This window comes from Magnetospirillum sp. (genome assembly GCA_027532905.1).
In the GTDB taxonomy this organism is placed as follows: domain Bacteria; phylum Pseudomonadota; class Alphaproteobacteria; order CACIAM-22H2; family CACIAM-22H2; genus Tagaea.
In genome coordinates, this window is the sequence record JAPZUA010000006.1 from 26,737 (window position 1) to 41,697 (window position 14,961).

17 protein-coding genes and 1 tRNA gene are annotated in these 14,961 nt (G+C 65.2%); 15 read left to right on the forward strand and 3 right to left on the reverse strand.

Features of this window, described 5'->3' with window-relative positions; genetic code table 11:
- From O9320_18760 to O9320_18770, 3 genes are read left to right on the forward strand one after another with little or no spacing between them, the layout of a single operon-like run.
- Complete coding sequence (locus O9320_18760) at nt 1-2,028, forward strand: acetyl/propionyl/methylcrotonyl-CoA carboxylase subunit alpha (protein MCZ8312894.1); 2,028 nt, start codon at nt 1-3, stop codon at nt 2,026-2,028.
- A 5-nt stretch (nt 2,029-2,033) separates the two neighbouring features.
- Nucleotides 2,034-2,381 (forward strand): hypothetical protein, encoded by a 348-nt coding sequence (locus tag O9320_18765; GenBank protein MCZ8312895.1) that lies wholly within the window; start codon nt 2,034-2,036, stop codon nt 2,379-2,381.
- 9 nt (nt 2,382-2,390) lie between these two features.
- Nucleotides 2,391-2,687, forward strand: coding sequence for an acylphosphatase (locus O9320_18770; protein MCZ8312896.1), 297 nt, complete (start codon nt 2,391-2,393; stop codon nt 2,685-2,687).
- Here O9320_18770 and lipB read toward each other — a convergent pair.
- Nucleotides 2,684-3,358, reverse strand: a complete 675-nt coding sequence (gene lipB / locus O9320_18775) for a lipoyl(octanoyl) transferase LipB (protein MCZ8312897.1) — start codon at nt 3,356-3,358, stop codon at nt 2,684-2,686. The two genes, O9320_18770 and lipB, sit on opposite strands and share 4 nt — an antisense overlap.
- A 108-nt stretch (nt 3,359-3,466) precedes the next feature.
- Here lipB and O9320_18780 point away from each other — a divergent pair.
- The 4 genes from O9320_18780 to O9320_18795 all read left to right on the forward strand — a co-directional run bounded on the left by O9320_18780 (nt 3,467) and on the right by O9320_18795 (nt 6,935).
- Nucleotides 3,467-3,552, forward strand: a tRNA-Leu gene (locus O9320_18780).
- 36 nt (nt 3,553-3,588) lie between these two features.
- Complete coding sequence (locus tag O9320_18785) at nt 3,589-5,868, forward strand: NADP-dependent malic enzyme (GenBank protein MCZ8312898.1); 2,280 nt, start codon at nt 3,589-3,591, stop codon at nt 5,866-5,868.
- 123 nt (nt 5,869-5,991) lie between these two features.
- Nucleotides 5,992-6,516 carry a hypothetical protein gene (locus O9320_18790; protein ID MCZ8312899.1) on the forward strand — a complete coding sequence of 175 codons (525 nt, stop codon included), beginning with the start codon at nt 5,992-5,994 and terminating at the stop codon, nt 6,514-6,516.
- The gene (locus O9320_18795; protein MCZ8312900.1) at nt 6,513-6,935 is read left to right on the forward strand and encodes a hypothetical protein; all 423 of its coding nucleotides are present in this window, start codon (nt 6,513-6,515) and stop codon (nt 6,933-6,935) included. Before O9320_18790 ends, O9320_18795 begins: the two co-directional genes overlap by 4 nt.
- A gap of 4 nt (nt 6,936-6,939) precedes the next feature.
- Here the strand turns inward: O9320_18795 and O9320_18800 are convergent, their stop codons facing one another.
- A complete protein-coding gene (locus O9320_18800) occupies nt 6,940-7,314 on the reverse strand; it encodes a DUF3303 family protein (GenBank protein ID MCZ8312901.1) in 375 nt (124 codons plus the stop codon).
- Here O9320_18800 and O9320_18805 point away from each other — a divergent pair.
- Nucleotides 7,307-8,218, forward strand: coding sequence for a DMT family transporter (locus O9320_18805; GenBank protein ID MCZ8312902.1), 912 nt, complete (start codon nt 7,307-7,309; stop codon nt 8,216-8,218). The two genes, O9320_18800 and O9320_18805, sit on opposite strands and share 8 nt — an antisense overlap.
- Here the strand turns inward: O9320_18805 and O9320_18810 are convergent.
- Nucleotides 8,215-8,796, reverse strand: a complete 582-nt coding sequence (locus tag O9320_18810; GenBank protein ID MCZ8312903.1) for a TetR/AcrR family transcriptional regulator — start codon at nt 8,794-8,796, stop codon at nt 8,215-8,217. The two genes, O9320_18805 and O9320_18810, sit on opposite strands and share 4 nt — an antisense overlap.
- Before the next feature lie 45 nt (nt 8,797-8,841).
- On the opposite strand from O9320_18810, the gene O9320_18815 reads away from it, so the two are divergent.
- From O9320_18815 to O9320_18845, 7 genes are read left to right on the forward strand one after another with little or no spacing between them, the layout of a single operon-like run.
- The gene (locus O9320_18815; GenBank protein ID MCZ8312904.1) at nt 8,842-9,297 is read left to right on the forward strand and encodes a PaaI family thioesterase; all 456 of its coding nucleotides are present in this window, start codon (nt 8,842-8,844) and stop codon (nt 9,295-9,297) included.
- Between the two features lie 14 nt (nt 9,298-9,311).
- Nucleotides 9,312-10,484 (forward strand): isovaleryl-CoA dehydrogenase, encoded by a 1,173-nt coding sequence (locus O9320_18820; protein ID MCZ8312905.1) that lies wholly within the window; start codon nt 9,312-9,314, stop codon nt 10,482-10,484.
- A 42-nt stretch (nt 10,485-10,526) separates the two neighbouring features.
- The gene (locus O9320_18825; protein ID MCZ8312906.1) at nt 10,527-10,916 is read left to right on the forward strand and encodes a RidA family protein; all 390 of its coding nucleotides are present in this window, start codon (nt 10,527-10,529) and stop codon (nt 10,914-10,916) included.
- Between the two features lies 1 nt (nt 10,917).
- Nucleotides 10,918-11,592, forward strand: coding sequence for an SDR family oxidoreductase (locus O9320_18830; GenBank protein MCZ8312907.1), 675 nt, complete (start codon nt 10,918-10,920; stop codon nt 11,590-11,592).
- A gap of 11 nt (nt 11,593-11,603) precedes the next feature.
- Nucleotides 11,604-12,743, forward strand: coding sequence for an acyl-CoA dehydrogenase family protein (locus O9320_18835; protein MCZ8312908.1), 1,140 nt, complete (start codon nt 11,604-11,606; stop codon nt 12,741-12,743).
- A 2-nt stretch (nt 12,744-12,745) separates the two neighbouring features.
- Nucleotides 12,746-13,348, forward strand: a complete 603-nt coding sequence (locus O9320_18840; protein MCZ8312909.1) for a 2-hydroxychromene-2-carboxylate isomerase — start codon at nt 12,746-12,748, stop codon at nt 13,346-13,348.
- A gap of 1 nt (nt 13,349) precedes the next feature.
- A complete protein-coding gene (locus O9320_18845) occupies nt 13,350-14,957 on the forward strand; it encodes a methylcrotonoyl-CoA carboxylase (GenBank protein MCZ8312910.1) in 1,608 nt (535 codons plus the stop codon).
- Nucleotides 14,958-14,961 lie beyond the last annotated feature (4 nt).

Below are 14,961 nucleotides of genomic sequence, written 5' to 3' on the forward strand. Positions count from 1 at the left end.
ATGGCCGCGAAGAAAAAAGAAGCTGCATCGCAAGCCGGCAAATTGTTCGGCAAAATCCTCGTCGCCAATCGCGGCGAGATTGCGGTGCGCGTGATGCGCACGGCCAAGCGTCTCGGCATCAAGACCGTCGCGGTCTATTCGGATGCCGACGCCGAGGCCTTGCATGTGCGCGAGGCCGACGAAGCCGTGCGGATCGGGCCGGCACCCACGTCCGAGAGCTATCTCAAGATCGACGCGATCCTCGCCGCGTGCAAAGCGACGGGGGCCGAGGCCGTGCATCCGGGCTACGGGTTCCTCTCGGAAAACGCCGCGTTTGCGACGGCCCTCGAGAAGGCCGGCATCGTGTTCATCGGCCCGACGATGAAGGCCGTCGCCGCGATGGGCGACAAGATCGAATCGAAGATACTCGCGCAGAAGGCCGGTGTATCGACCGTGCCGGGCTATCTGAAGCCGATCAAAGACGCCGAAGAATGCGTCGTCGTGTCGCGCAAGATCGGCTATCCGGTGATGATCAAGGCCTCGGCCGGCGGCGGCGGCAAGGGTATGCGCATCGCCTGGAACGATGCCGAAGCGCGCGAGGGTTTCCTGTCGGCCACGAGCGAGGCCAAAAGCTCGTTCGGCGACGACCGCGTGTTCGCCGAAAAATTCGTCGAAGAGCCGCGCCATATCGAGATCCAGCTGATCGGCGACGCTCACGGCAATATTCTCTATCTCAACGAGCGCGAATGCTCGATCCAGCGCCGCCACCAGAAAGTGATCGAGGAGGCCCCTTCGCCGTTCCTCGATCCCAAGACGCGTGCGGCCATGGGCCAGCAGGCGGTGGCGTTGGCCAAAGCCGTCGGCTACAGGTCGGCGGGCACGGTCGAGTTCATCGTCGACAAGCACAAAAAATTCTATTTCCTCGAGATGAACACGCGGCTCCAGGTCGAGCATCCGGTGACCGAGATGATCACCGGGCTCGACATCGTCGAGATGATGATCCGCGTGGCCGCCGGCGAGAAACTTGCGCTTGCGCAGAAGGACGTGCCGATCAAAGGCTGGGCCATCGAAGCGCGCATCTATGCCGAAGACCCGCTGCGCAATTTCATGCCGTCGATCGGCCGCTTGACGCGCCTTGCCGCTCCGGAAGGGCGGCCCGGCATTCGCGTCGACACGGGCGTGTACGAGGGTGCGGAAATCTCGATGTACTACGACCCGATGATCGCCAAGCTCGTGGCGCACGGCAAAACGCGCAATGAGGCCACCGCGCGCATCGCGGCCGCGTTGGATGCGTATGTGGTGCGCGGGGTCAACCACAACATCCCGTTTCTGGCCGCGATCATGCACCACAAGCGCTTCCAGGACGCGCGCCTGACGACGGGTTTCATCGCCGAGGAATTCAAAGGCGGCTTCAAAGGCCGGGCACTCGATGCCGAAACGCGTGGCATTCTCGTGGGCGTCGCGGCCACGATCCACCATCGCCAGCGCCTGCGCGAGATCGGCATTTCGGGCCAATTGCAGGGCCATGAAGCGAAGATCGGCGAAGAAGCGGTCGTGCGGCTCGACGGGCAGGAGATTGCCGTGTCGATCCGCTTCGAAGCCGGCGTGTGCCGCGTTTCGAGTGCGGCCGGGACGACCGAAATCGCAACCGCTTGGCAGCCGGGTGCGACCTTGTTCGAAGGGCTCGTGGACGGCGCTCCCGTCTGCGTGCAGGTCGATCGCGCGGGGGCGGGCTGGCGGCTCTTCCATGCGGGCTGCATGGCCGATGCGCTGGTGCTGAGCCCGCGCGCGGCCGAGCTCAACCGCCTGATGCCGGCCAAACGCATTGCCGACACCTCGCGCTTCCTCCTGTCGCCGATGCCGGGGCTGCTCAAGAGCATTTCCGTGCGCCAGGGCCAGGAGATCAAGGCGGGCGAGGCCTTGTGCACGGTCGAGGCGATGAAGATGGAAAACGTGCTGCGCGCCGAGCGCGACGGCACGGTCGCCAAGATCTTCGCCGCTGCCGGGGATTCGCTTGCGGTCGACCAGAAAATCATCGAGTTCGGCTGACGGCGATGGACGCCAAGCGCGCCGACTGGTTCGCGCGTGCTTTGGCCGCCAATGCGCCGCCGCAGGCCGCCAAACTGCCGCTGCATTGGGCGCAGGCGCGCGACGAGCTCGAGCGCGCCTATGTCGCGGGGGCTGCGGCCGCAAGCGTGGTGCTGGCGTTTGCGCTGGCCGAAGCAGCCCAGCGCCATGGCGGCGAAAGCGAGAGCCCCGAATTCGATCTGTTGCGCGAGCGGCGCAACCGTGTCGCCCATCTCGACGGCAAGGACTATCCCGATGCGGCAACGCTCGAGGATTGGGCGCAAGCGGCCGTGCGCACCGCTCTGCGCCTAGCCTATGGGGCGGCCTGGCGCTAAAATAGCGCAATGACGCAAAGCAGCCGCATCGCCAAACATGTGCTGGTTTCGGGCCGCGTCCAAGGCGTGTGGTTTCGCGGCTGGACGATCGAAAATGCACAAGCGCGCGGCCTCGTCGGGTGGGTGCGCAACCGTCCCGACGGCACGGTCGAAGCCGTGTTCGCAGGTCCCGCCGACCGCGTCGACGACATGATCGTGGCCTGCCATACGGGCCCTGCTTCCGCGCGCGTCGCGGCCGTCGCCCAGAGCGATACGCGCGACGAAGGCTGGCGCGATTTCGCGCAACGCCTCACTGGCGAAGATTAGGCGCCGAAGGTTTCGAAGAAAGCGGCTTCGAGCGCCATGTCGACTTCCGGCATCGACACGAGCTGGCCGAGGTCGGCCAACGACGTGACCCCGTAGCTCGGGGCCGCGATGCCGCACGGCACGATGCCCGCGAAATGCGACAGGTCGCAATCGACGTTCAGCGAAATGCCGTGGAAACTCACCCAGCGTTTTACGCGCACGCCGAGTGCCCCGATTTTGTCCTCGCGCCTGAAGCCGCGCCCGTCGGGGCCGCGATCGACCCAGATGCCGATCCGGCCCTCGCGACGCTCGCCCTTCACGTTGAAGCGCGCGAGCGTTGCGATGATCCATTGTTCGAGATGTTCGACATAGGCGCGCACGTCGCTGCCGCGCGGCTTCAAATCGAGCATCACATAGGCCACGCGCTGGCCGGGCCCGTGATACGTGTATTGGCCGCCGCGCCCGGCCTCGAAAACCGGGAAACGGTCGGGTGCGACGAGGTCGGCGGGCTTGGCGGACGTGCCGGCCGTATAAAGCGGCGGGTGCTCGACCAGCCAGACGAGTTCGGGTGCCCCTTCGTCGCGGATGGCGGCTGCGCGCGCTTCCATGGTCGCAAGGGCTTGCGCATAGTCGGTCAGGCCCTCGGCCACCCGCCATTCGAGACCGTCCAAAGGTCTGTTTTTCCAGCTCATTAAGGGGCTCCGGCGGGGAAACTTGCATAAGCCCCGCCGATTTGGTATCGCCTGCGTCCCGTTCCTTTGCAAGCCCTTGTCCAGGGCCTTGCGGGGGAGAATAAAAGTGCGGCCGTGGCGGAACGGTAGACGCGCCAGCTTGAGGTGCTGGTGGCCGAAAGGTCGTGGAAGTTCGAGTCTTCTCGGCCGCACCATTTCTCCTCTTTGAACATGAAGGCGAGCCCTGCGCGATGGCCGACGATAAGCTGCGCGAAGCAGCGCTCGAATATCACCGGCTGCCCACGCCCGGCAAACTCGCGATCGTCGCGACCAAGCCGCTCGCCAACCAGCACGATCTCGCCCTTGCCTATTCGCCGGGTGTTGCCGCCGCGTGCGAAGCGATCGTGGCCGACCCCGCCGAGGCCGCGACCGTCACCAGCCGCGCCAATCTTGTGGCCGTGATCACGAACGGGACCGCCGTGCTGGGTTTGGGTGCGATCGGCCCGCTGGCTTCCAAGCCCGTCATGGAAGGCAAGGCGGTGCTGTTCAAGAAGTTTGCGGGCATCGACGTGTTCGATCTCGAGATCGACGAGCGCGATCCCGACAAATTCGTCGAGATCGTCGCCGCGCTCGAGCCCACTTTCGGCGGCATCAATCTCGAAGACATCAAAGCGCCGGAGTGCTTCGAGATCGAAGCCAAGCTGCGCCAGCGCCTCAACATCCCGGTCTTCCACGACGACCAGCACGGGACCGCCATCATCGTCGGGGCCGCAATCCTCAATGGCCTGCGCGTGGTCGGCAAACCCATCGACAAGATCAAACTCGTCACGTCGGGGGCGGGCGCTGCCGCCATCGCGTGCCTCGATCTGCTCGTCGATTTGGGCGTGCCGACCGAAAACATCTGGGTCACCGACATTGCGGGCGTGGTCTACAAAGGCCGCGTCGAGCAGATGGATCCGCGCAAGGCGCGTTACGCGCGCGACACCAATGCGCGCACGCTCGACGACGTGATCGGCGATGCCGACGTGTTTTTGGGGCTGTCCGCACCGCGCGTGCTGAAGCCCGCGATGGTCGCGAAGATGGGCAAGGCACCGCTCATCTTGGCGCTTGCGAACCCCACACCCGAAATCCTGCCCGAAGAAGTGAAGGCCGTACGGCCCGACGCGATCGTGGCGACGGGCCGTTCGGACTATCCCAACCAGGTCAACAATGTCCTGTGTTTCCCCTTCATCTTCCGGGGGGCGCTCGACGTGGGTGCGCGCACGATCAACGAGGCGATGAAGGTCGCCGCCGTGCGCGCCATCGCCGATCTTGCCATGCAGGAACCGTCCGACATCGTCGTGGCGGCCTATGGCGGCGAGCCGCCGGCTTTCGGGCGCGACAATCTGATCCCCAAGCCCTTCGATCCGCGCCTCATCACCGAGATCGCACCGGCGGTGGCGCGTGCCGCCATGGAATCGGGCGTGGCGACGCGCCCCATCAAGGATTTCGACGCCTACCACGACCAGCTGTCGCAGTTCGTCTATCGCTCGGGCTTCGTGATGAAGCCGATCTTCGAGCGCGCGCGCGCGGCCAAGCAGCGCATCGTGTTCGCCGACGGCGAGGACGAGCGCGTGCTGCGCGCAGCCCAGACGCTGATCGACGAAGAATTGTGCCAGCCCATCCTGGTCGGGCGGCGCGAGACGATCCGCAAGCGGCTCGAAAAGCTCGGGCTTCGCATTGAGATCGACCGCGATTTCAAACTGCTCAATCCCGAAGACGTGCCGAACTACGCGCGCGACTGGCAGCTTTACCACCAGATCATGGGCCGCCAAGGCATCACCCCCGACGCCGCGCGCACCATGGTGCGCACGCGCAACACGGTGCTTGCGGCCTTGGCCGTGCGCCAGGGCGACGCCGACGGCATGATCTGCGGTCTGATTGGCCGCTACACGCGCGCACTCCAGGACATCGTCGATATCCTCGGTCTCGAAGCGGGCACGGAAGTGCCGGCCGCGCTGTCGGCCCTTGTGCATCCGCGCGGCACGGTCTTCATGTGCGACACGCACGTGACGAACGATCCCACGCCCAACCAGATTGCCGACATGACCGTGCGCGCGGCCGATGTCGTCAAGCTGTTCGGCATCAAGCCCAAGGCGGCGTTGCTCTCGCATTCCAATTTCGGCTCGAGCGGCTCCAAGAGTGCGCGCAAAATGCGCCTCGCCCTCGAGCGCATCCAGGCGTCGGCGCCCTATCTCGAGGTCGATGGCGAAATGACCGCCGAGGCGGCCTTGAGTCCGCAGATCCGGAGCCAGAGCGTGATGGAAACGCGCCTCGAGGGGGCGGCCAATCTCCTGGTCATGCCCACGCTCGATGCCGCCAACATCGCCTTTTCGCTGATGAAGGAATTGGGCGGGGCGCAGAAGGTGGGGCCGATCCTGCTCGGCATCGCACACGCCGCCCACGTGCTCGACAACTCGGCCACGGTGCGCGGCATCGTCAATTTGGCCGCCTTCTGCGTCGTCGACGCCCAGGCAAGACACCAGCGCTGAATGAAAATTTATAGGTCCGCCAGAGCCTTAGCTCTTTCTATGTCCTGCGAATGAGAATGATTCGCATTTATAAGCTAACCGCGCTAAAGTGCCTTCGTCGCATTCAAGCAAGGGGGCAGTGCAATGGCGAAAGCCGCGCATTTGGGAGCGTTCGAGGATCTGGCAGCGTTGTCGGCGCAAACCGATCCGGGCATCGACACGGCCGAATTGGCGCCGGGCGCTTGGCTGGCGCTGTGGGGCCTGCGCTATTGTGCAGCGTTGCTGCAAGCGCAAGTACCCGCCGACAACCGTTTCTTCGACGCGTTCGCCGCCAACCGCGTGTTGACGGCGGCGCGCGCACTCGATGCGCTGGTTGTGGTTCTGGGTGCTGCCGCCTTGCGCCCGCTCGACGTGCGCTGCCCTGCCTGCCCGAATCTGTCGGCCGACGAAGCCGTTCTGCTCGAAGCCTGCGCCGACGGGATGCATTTCGGTGCTGCGGCCGCACGACGCCATACCGCCGAGTTCCTGCCGCCGGCAGCGTCGCGCATCGCCGCACATTTCGCGGCGGCGGCAGGAAGCGCCCTTGCTGCGGCGAATCTCGGCTGGCGCAATCCCACGCAAGCCGCCTATGGCTGGACGCGCCTTTCGCTCGCAGGCGGTCTCAATTGAGCGCCGTCGAGCCGGTCTTCGCCGACCTGCACCGCCCGTCGGTGCCGGGTGCCGCTTGTGCGGCGTGGCTCCTGTGGTCGCTGCGCCGCCTCGACGGCGACCCCGGCGGCGACTGGGACGTGCAGGCCTTCTGGCAGCACATGCACGGCGAGGCGGGCTCGTTCGAGATCGTCTCGGCGCTTGCGCGTCTTCTGTCGGTGCTGCGGATTGCGGCACGTCGTCGCCTGCAATTGGGCGGCGACGATGCGGCGGCACCCACCGCGCACGAAGCCTCGCTGCTGGCGGCGTTGCGCGCTGTCGAGGGCGGCGACGCACCACGCTGCGAAGCGCATTTGCTGTGGCTGGCGCGCGGGCCCGCACGCGCCGATCTGCGCGCGGCCCTCGATGCCGTCGCGGCGTCGCTCCAGCATGGCACCTGAAGCGTCAGCGCTTTTTGCGCTTCTTCTTTGCGTCGGCGAGGAACGGGGCGACCGTTTGGCGCGTGGCGATGCTCGGCACCACGGGCACGATCTCGAACGATACGCCCGAGCCGCGCCACGACAGCACCCATTGCTGAAGCAGCGTGGCGTCGTCGCATTCCATCAGCTGGAAGCAGCGGTCGAAATTCGGCTCGACCCAGCTTGAATGGTAGGTGAGCCCCGGCGGCAGGCGCCGGCCTGCCGCTTCGACCCGGGCATAGACCGGGAGCGGATCCTGGTCTTTGAAGCGTTCGACGACCATGAACAGCATGGCAGGGCTCCTTATCTGGCGCGTGACAAAAGCGGGCAGGGCCTGTATCGACGCCGCCAGCATGGCCATTTCCGGAATTTTCGCAAGTCGGCGTTTTGCGTGGGCGCTGTTCTTTCTGGTCCCCGCCTTTTTTGCCTCGAACATGCTGGTTGCGCGCTGGAATGCGGGCGCCATTCCGCCGGTGGCGCTTGCTTTCTGGCGCTGGAGTTTCACGTTTGCGCTGCTGCTGCCGTTCGCGGCGACCGCCCTGTGGCGCGGCCGCGACGAAATCAAACGCCAATGGCCGAGCTATCTGTGGCTGGGTTTCCTCGGCATGGGCGTGTGCGGCGCACCTGTGTATCTCGCAGGTGTCACGACCACGGCCACCAATATCGGCCTCATCTACGCAGCCTCGCCGGTCGTGATCGTGCTGCTCGCCTGGGGCCGGCATGGCGATGCCGTGTCGTGGCGCCAGGCGGCGGGCATTGCCGTATGCCTGTGCGGCACATTGTGGATCGTTGCGCGCGGCGATCTCGGCAATTTCGTGCGCCTGCAATTCGTCGCGGGCGATCTTCTGATCGTGCTCGCGATGCTGGCCTGGTCGGTCTATTCGGTGGCGCTTAAACACACGCCGACCGGGTTCGACGCAACCGCGCGCTTGGCCGCGATCGTCGCGGGCGGTGTTGCCGTCAACCTGCCTTTCTATGTGGCCGAAACGTTTTACGTGGCCGCCCCGACGTTCGATGCAAAAACCTTGGCGACGTTTATGTTCGTGGCTCTCGTGCCTGGTATTGGCTCGTATCTGTGCTATTCGGTCATCATCGCAAGGCTCGGCCCGTCGCGCGCGAGCCTCGTCATGTATTTGATCCCGCTCTACGGGGCGGGCCTCGCCTGGGCGCTGCTCGGCGAACAGCTGGCCGACTTTCACCTCGTCGGGCTCGGGCTGATGCTGCCGGGCCTGTGGCTCGGCACGGCCCGCCCGCAGCAGCGCTAGTCGGCGACGATTTTGGCGGCGGCCCGCTTTGCGGCGGCCAGGCGTTTGCCCCCGCCCATCAGGCTTTGGCCGAACAGGAACGCGTAGAACAGCAGCGCGCGCGCATCGGCCTCGGCTGGCGTTTTGCCGAGCTTTGCGAACAACGCGCCGACCTTCGCAAGCCTTGCGGCATCCACGCGGGCGACCGCGCGCTTTGCGGCAGCGTGGCCCGGTGCAAGGCCACGGATTGCAAGCTCGACGGCAAGCCCCTTGCGATTGGGCGTGCGCGCATAGATGTCGAGCAGGGCCAGCAAGGCTTTGCGTGCAGCACCTTCGCTGCCGTAGTCGCGCGTCTGTTCCGCGATGGCAGCGATGCGGCCCGCTGCCCAGCGCTCCAGCAAGGCTACGACCAAAGCTTCGCGATCTTTGAAATGCCAGTAGAAACTGCCCTTGGTCACGCCGAGCGTGGCGGCCAACCGTTCGACGCGCACGCCCCCAATACCTTCGGCCGCCAGCGCTTCGAAGGCGGCGGCGACCCAAGCGGCGGAATCGAGACGCTTGGCGCCGGCCGGGGCGCGCGTTGACAGGGGAGATGCCATACCATACGCTAGCGTATGGTGATCCTCGCCAGCAAGAGGCCTTCGATGGAACACGCACCTGCCGACCCGAATTGGGAAGCAAAGGTCAGAAACAGTTTCGCGCGCCAGGGGGCCATGGCGACGATCGGCGCACGCCTTTCGCACGTTGCCCCCGGCGAAGTGGACATCGAGATCGACCGCACGCCCGCCGTGCAGCAGCAGCACGGCTATGTGCATGGCGGCGTGGTCGGCATGATCGCGGATTCGGCCGGCGGCTATGCCGGGTTTTCGATGATGCCGGCCGGGGCCACCGTGCTCACGGTCGAATACAAAATGAATCTGATGAATCCGGCCGACGGCGCGCGTATCGTGGCGCGCGGGCGCGTGGTCAAGCCCGGGCGCACGCTCGTGGTCTGCCAGGTCGACGTCTTTTCGATCAAAGAAGGGCGCGAGCGCCATTGCGCCCTGATGACGCAAACGCTGCTCACGGTCGCCGGCAAGAGCGACGATTTACAGGTTTGAAGGGGAGAGAAACGATGGCTGGAAACGCGCCCGCTCCGTTCGATTTCGATCTGGGTCCCGATATCGACGCGCTGCGCGAGCAAGTGGCGCGTTTTGCCGCCGACGAGATCGCGCCCCGCGCGGCCGCGATCGACGCGACCAACGAATTCCCGATGGATCTGTGGCGCAAATTCGGCGATCTGGGCCTGCTCGGTATTACGGTCGGCGAAGAATATGGCGGGGCCGGCATGGGCTATCTCGCCCATTGCGTGGCGGTCGAGGAATTGAGCCGCGCTTCGGCGTCGGTCGGCCTGTCCTACGGGGCGCATTCCAATCTTTGCGTGAACCAGATCGCGCGCAACGGCAATGCGGCCCAGAAGGCCAAGTATCTGCCCAAGCTCATTTCGGGCGAGCATGTGGGTGCTTTGGCGATGTCGGAGCCGGGGGCGGGCTCGGACGTGGTCGGCATGAAACTGCGCGCCGACAAAAAGGGCGACCGGTTTGTGCTGAACGGCAACAAAATGTGGATCACAAACGGGCCGGATGCCGACACGCTTGTGGTCTACGCAAAGACCGATATGGCGGCAGGCCCGCGCGGCATTTCGGCCTTCTTGATCGAAAAGGGCATGAAGGGTTTTTCGACCGCTCAGAAGCTCGACAAGCTCGGCATGCGCGGCTCGAACACGTGCGAGCTTGTGTTCCAGGATTGCGAAGTGCCGGAAGAAAACCTGCTGGGTGCGGTCGGCAAAGGCGTGAATGTTTTGATGAGCGGGCTCGATTACGAGCGCGCCGTGCTGGCCGCCGGCCCCTGCGGCATCATGCAGGCCGCCCTCGACGTGGTGCTGCCCTATGTGCATGCGCGCAAGCAGTTCGGCCAGGCGATCGGCGAGTTCCAGCTCGTGCAGGGCAAGCTTGCCGACATGTACACGACGACGAATGCGTGCAAGAGCTATGTCTACATGGTGGCCAAAGCTTGCGACCGCGGCCGCACAACGCGCAAGGATGCGGCAGGGGCGATCCTCTATGCGGCCGAGAAGGCCACGCAAGTGGCCCTCGACGCAATCCAGCTTTTGGGCGGCAACGGCTACATCAATGACTATCCCACGGGCCGCCTGCTGCGCGATGCCAAGCTCTACGAAATCGGTGCGGGTACGTCGGAAATAAGGCGCTGGCTGATCGGCCGCGAGCTGTTTGCCGAAAACGCCTGAAATTGGGGTAAAGTCGGCTGAACCAGGAGGCGCTGAAAAACGATGGCCAAACGCAAACTGATTTCGTCGGGCTCGAGCTTCGAAAAGCTCGCAGGTTATTCGCGCGCCGTCGTGGACGGAAAATGGGTGTTCGTCTCGGGCACCACGGGTTTCGACTACGCCAAAATGGCGATCGCCCCCGGCATCGTGGCGCAGACCGAACAATGTTTCGCGAACATCAAAGCCGCCCTGGCGCAAGCGGGCACCACGCTCGCCTCGGTCGTGCGCGTGCGTATCTATCTGGCCTCGGCCGCCGACTTCAAAGCGGTGGCCCCCATCGTCGGCCGGCATTTTGCGAAGGTGCGGCCTGCCAACACGACGCTCGTGACGGGCTTCGTGGATCCGCGCATGAAGATCGAAATCGAAGTCACCGCGAAAAAACAGGGGAAGTAGCATGCCGACGATCGCAATCGCGGGGGCCTCGCGCGGGATCGGGCTTGAATTGATCCGGCAGTTTGCGGCCGGCGGTTGGCGCGCCATCGGCACGTCGCGCGAGATGGCCAAAGGCTCGGCGATTTCGGCGGCCGGCGGCGAAGTCTATCTGTGCGACGTCACGGATGCGGCGTCGGTGGCCCGCTTGGGCAAGGGGCTCGCCAAGGAATCGCTCGACATTCTCGTTTGCAATGCCGGCATCTACGGGCCGCGCGACTGGAATCTCGGCAATACCGACTATGCGGCGTGGGCCGAAGTGATGCAGACGAATTTGTTCGCCCCCTTGCGCGCCATCGAAGCGCTGGTCGAGCCGGTGGCGCGCTCGAACATGCGCACGATCGCGTTGATGTCTTCGCGCATGGGCTCGATCGCCGATGCGGGCGGCAACAACGTGATCTACCGCACGTCGAAAGCGGCCTTGAACGCGCTCGGCAAGAATCTTGCGATCATGCTGGCCCCGCGCGGCATCAACGTCGTGTCGCTGCATCCGGGCTGGGTGCGCACCGACATGGGTGGGCCCTCGGCGGCGATCTCGGTCGAGGAGTCGGCTGCGGGCCTCAAGAAGGTGCTGACGGGTATCGGCCCCGGCGATACGGGCAAATTCTTCAATTACGACGGCAGCGAGATCGCCTGGTAGGGAGGCGGCCCATGCAGCTCAGCGAAACCCAAACCATGGTGCGGGACGCCGCACGCAGCTTCGCGCAAGAGCGGCTGTGGCCGACCGCAGCCGCGCGCGAGAAGGAAAAACTCTTTCCTAAAGATCTCGTGCGCGAGATGGGCGATCTCGGCTTCATGGGCATGCTGGTGCCCGACGAATACGGCGGGGCCGAGGCCGACCATGTCGCCTATGCGCTGGCGCTTGAAGAAATCGCGGCGGGCGACGGGGCCGTGTCGACCGTGATGAGCGTGCACAATTCGGTCGGCTGCATGCCGATCCTCAAATTCGGCACGGCGTGGCAGAAAGAAACGTTCCTGAAGCCTTTGGCGGCGGGCAAGATGCTTGCGGCCTTCGCGCTGACGGAGCCGCAGGCGGGCTCGGACGCATCGGCCATCAAAACGCGCGCGCGACGCGACGGCAATCATTGGGTGCTCGACGGCGCCAAGCAATTCATCACGTCGGGTGCGACCGCCGACGTCGCGATCGTGTTCGCGGTCACCGATCCAGCGGCAGGAAAAAAGGGCCTCAGTGCCTTTCTGGTGCCGACCGACAATCCGGGCTGGAAGGTTGCACGGCTCGAGGAAAAGCTCGGCCAGAAATGTTCGGACACGGCCCAGATCGTGCTCGAAAACGCGCGCCTGACGCCCGATCTGATGCTGGGCGAAGAGGGGGCGGGCTATCGCATTGCACTCGCCAACCTCGAAGGCGGGCGCATCGGCATCGCGGCACAGTCCGTCGGCATGGCGCGCTCGGCCTATGCGGCGGCTTTGGCCTATGCGATGGAGCGCGAAAGCTTCGGGCAGAAGATTTTCGAGCATCAGGCCGTGCAGTTTCGCCTGGCCGACATGGCGACCGAGATCGAAGCGGCCCGCCTGCTCACGCTTTCGGCCGCCGAATTGCGCGACCGCGGCCAGCCGTGCCTCAAAGAGGCGGCGATGGCCAAACTCTTTGCGTCCGAAATGGCCGAGCGTGTGTGCTCGGCAGCACTCCAGACCTTCGGCGGCTACGGCTATCTCGCCGATTTTCCGGTCGAGCGCATCTGGCGCGACGTGCGCGTGTGCCAGATCTACGAAGGCACGAGCGACATCCAGCGCCTCGTGATCGCGCGCGCTTTGAAGGCGGGGAACTGACGATGGCCCAGCCGATCGAGTTCTATTTCGACTTCTCGAGCCCCTACAGCTATTTCGCGTCCGTAAGGCTCGACGATCTCGCCGGCCATTACGGCCGCGTCGTGCGCTGGAAGCCGATCCTCTTGGGGGTTGCCTTCAAGGTTTCCGGCATGCAGCCGCTGCTCGAAATCCCGCTCAAGAGCGAATATGCGCGCCGCGACATCGCGCGCTTTGCGCGTCTGCTCGATCTGCGCTTCCGCCTGCCCGAGAAGTTTCCGTTCGCGGCCGTCGCCGCCTCGCGCGCCTTCTATTGGCTCGATGCGCAGGACAGCGCGCTCGCCAAGCGCTTCGCCAAGGCGATCTTCCGCCAGATCTACGGCGCTGGCGCGGACGTGAGCGACGTCGACTTTGTGTGCGATCTCGCCAGCGGCATGGGTGTTGCGCGCGACGAGCTCAAGGCCGCCCTCGGCTCGGCCGAGCTCAAGGACAAGTTGCGCGCCGAGGTCGATGCGGCCGTCGTCAAGGGGGTGTTCGGCGCACCCTACATCGTCGTGGACGGCGAACCCTTCTGGGGAGCCGACCGTCTGGCGCAGATCGAAGAATGGCTTGTGACGGGCGGCTGGTAGCATGGCGATCCTTTCGACCAACATCGACCGCCGTTCCGACGGCTACAAAGCCAACGAAGCGGCAATGCGCGCAAACGTGGACGAGCTGCGCGCGGCATGCGACGCGGTGCGCGACGGTGGCGGCCCTGCCGCACGCGCCAAACACACGGCGCGCGGCAAATTGCTGCCGCGCGAGCGCATCCGCACGCTGCTCGATCCCGGTTCGCCGTTCCTCGAACTCTCGCAGCTCGCCGCCCACGGCATGTATGGCGGCGACGTTGCGGCCGGCGGAATTGTCACCGGCATCGGCCGCGTGTCGGGCCGCGAATGCGTGGTCGTGTGCAACGACGCCACGGTCAAAGGCGGCACCTATTTTCCGATCACGGTGAAAAAGCATCTGCGTGCGCAGGAAATCGCGCGCGAGAACCGCTTGCCCTGCATCTATTTGGTCGACTCAGGCGGCGCCAATCTGCCCAACCAAGACGAGGTGTTTCCCGACCGCGAGCATTTCGGGCGCATCTTCTACAACCAGGCGACCATGTCGGCGATGGGCATTGCGCAGATCGCCGTGGTGATGGGCAGTTGCACAGCCGGTGGCGCTTACGTGCCCGCAATGTCCGACGAGTCGATCATCGTGCGCAACCAGGGCACCATCTTTCTGGGCGGTCCGCCGCTCGTGAAGGCCGCGACCGGCGAGATCGTGTCGGCCGAAGATCTCGGCGGGGCAGAGGTGCATGCGCGCATCTCGGGCGTGGTCGACCATGCGGCGCAGAACGACGCGCATGCCCTGGGCTTGGCACGCCGCATCGTCGGCAATTTGGGGGCCGCGAAATCGACATGGCGCGGGCTCGTGCCGCCTGTCGATCCGCTCTACGACCCAGCCGAACTTTACGGCGCCGTGCCGAGCGATCTGCGCCAGCCCTACGACGTACGCGAGGCGATCGCGCGCATCGTGGACGGCTCCGAATTCGACGAGTTCAAGGCGCTCTACGGCACCACGCTCGTGTGCGGCTTTGCGCATATCTGGGGCTATCCGGTTGGCATTGTCGCCAACAACGGCATTCTGTTCTCCGAAAGCGCGCTGAAAGGCGCGCACTTCGTCGAGCTGTGCTGCCAGCGCGGGATTCCGCTCGTGTTCTTGCAGAACATCGCGGGCTTCATGGTGGGGCGCAAATACGAGGCGGGCGGTATTGCGCGCGACGGTGCGAAGCTCGTCACGGCGGTTGCGTGCGCGGCCGTGCCGAAATTCACGGTCGTCGTCGGCGGCTCGTTCGGGGCCGGCAATTACGGTATGTGCGGGCGCGCCTTTGGACCGCGCTTTTTGTGGATGTGGCCCAATGCGCGCATCTCGGTGATGGGCGGCGAGCAGGCGGCCTCGGTGCTGGCGACCGTCAAGCGCGACAATCTCGATGCGGCCGGCCAAAGCTGGACGGCCGAACAGGAAGAAGCCTTCAAGGCGCCGATCCGCAGCCAGTACGAGACCCAAGGCCATCCGTTCTACGCCTCGGCGCGGCTGTGGGACGACGGCGTGATCGATCCCGCCCAGACGCGCAACGTGCTGGGCTTGGGTCTTGCCGCCGCCGCCAACGCGCCGATTGCCGAAACGCGCTTCGGCGTGTTCCGGATGTAGGCGC

Coding starts and splice junctions, on each gene's coding strand:
- O9320_18765 (MCZ8312895.1), top strand. CDS start 2,034: ATGGACGCCAAGCGCGCCGACTGGTTCGCGCGTGCTTTGGCCGCCAAT.
- O9320_18800 (MCZ8312901.1), bottom strand. CDS start 7,314: ATGGCCATGCTGGCGGCGTCGATACAGGCCCTGCCCGCTTTTGTCACG.
- O9320_18835 (MCZ8312908.1), top strand. CDS start 11,604: ATGCAGCTCAGCGAAACCCAAACCATGGTGCGGGACGCCGCACGCAGC.
- O9320_18825 (MCZ8312906.1), top strand. CDS start 10,527: ATGGCCAAACGCAAACTGATTTCGTCGGGCTCGAGCTTCGAAAAGCTC.
- O9320_18820 (MCZ8312905.1), top strand. CDS start 9,312: ATGGCTGGAAACGCGCCCGCTCCGTTCGATTTCGATCTGGGTCCCGAT.
- O9320_18830 (MCZ8312907.1), top strand. CDS start 10,918: ATGCCGACGATCGCAATCGCGGGGGCCTCGCGCGGGATCGGGCTTGAA.
- O9320_18805 (MCZ8312902.1), top strand. CDS start 7,307: ATGGCCATTTCCGGAATTTTCGCAAGTCGGCGTTTTGCGTGGGCGCTG.
- O9320_18785 (MCZ8312898.1), top strand. CDS start 3,589: ATGGCCGACGATAAGCTGCGCGAAGCAGCGCTCGAATATCACCGGCTG.
- O9320_18840 (MCZ8312909.1), top strand. CDS start 12,746: ATGGCCCAGCCGATCGAGTTCTATTTCGACTTCTCGAGCCCCTACAGC.
- O9320_18810 (MCZ8312903.1), bottom strand. CDS start 8,796: ATGGCATCTCCCCTGTCAACGCGCGCCCCGGCCGGCGCCAAGCGTCTC.
- O9320_18770 (MCZ8312896.1), top strand. CDS start 2,391: ATGACGCAAAGCAGCCGCATCGCCAAACATGTGCTGGTTTCGGGCCGC.
- O9320_18760 (MCZ8312894.1), top strand. CDS start 1: ATGGCCGCGAAGAAAAAAGAAGCTGCATCGCAAGCCGGCAAATTGTTC.
- O9320_18815 (MCZ8312904.1), top strand. CDS start 8,842: ATGGAACACGCACCTGCCGACCCGAATTGGGAAGCAAAGGTCAGAAAC.
- O9320_18845 (MCZ8312910.1), top strand. CDS start 13,350: ATGGCGATCCTTTCGACCAACATCGACCGCCGTTCCGACGGCTACAAA.
- O9320_18790 (MCZ8312899.1), top strand. CDS start 5,992: ATGGCGAAAGCCGCGCATTTGGGAGCGTTCGAGGATCTGGCAGCGTTG.
- lipB (MCZ8312897.1), bottom strand. CDS start 3,358: ATGAGCTGGAAAAACAGACCTTTGGACGGTCTCGAATGGCGGGTGGCC.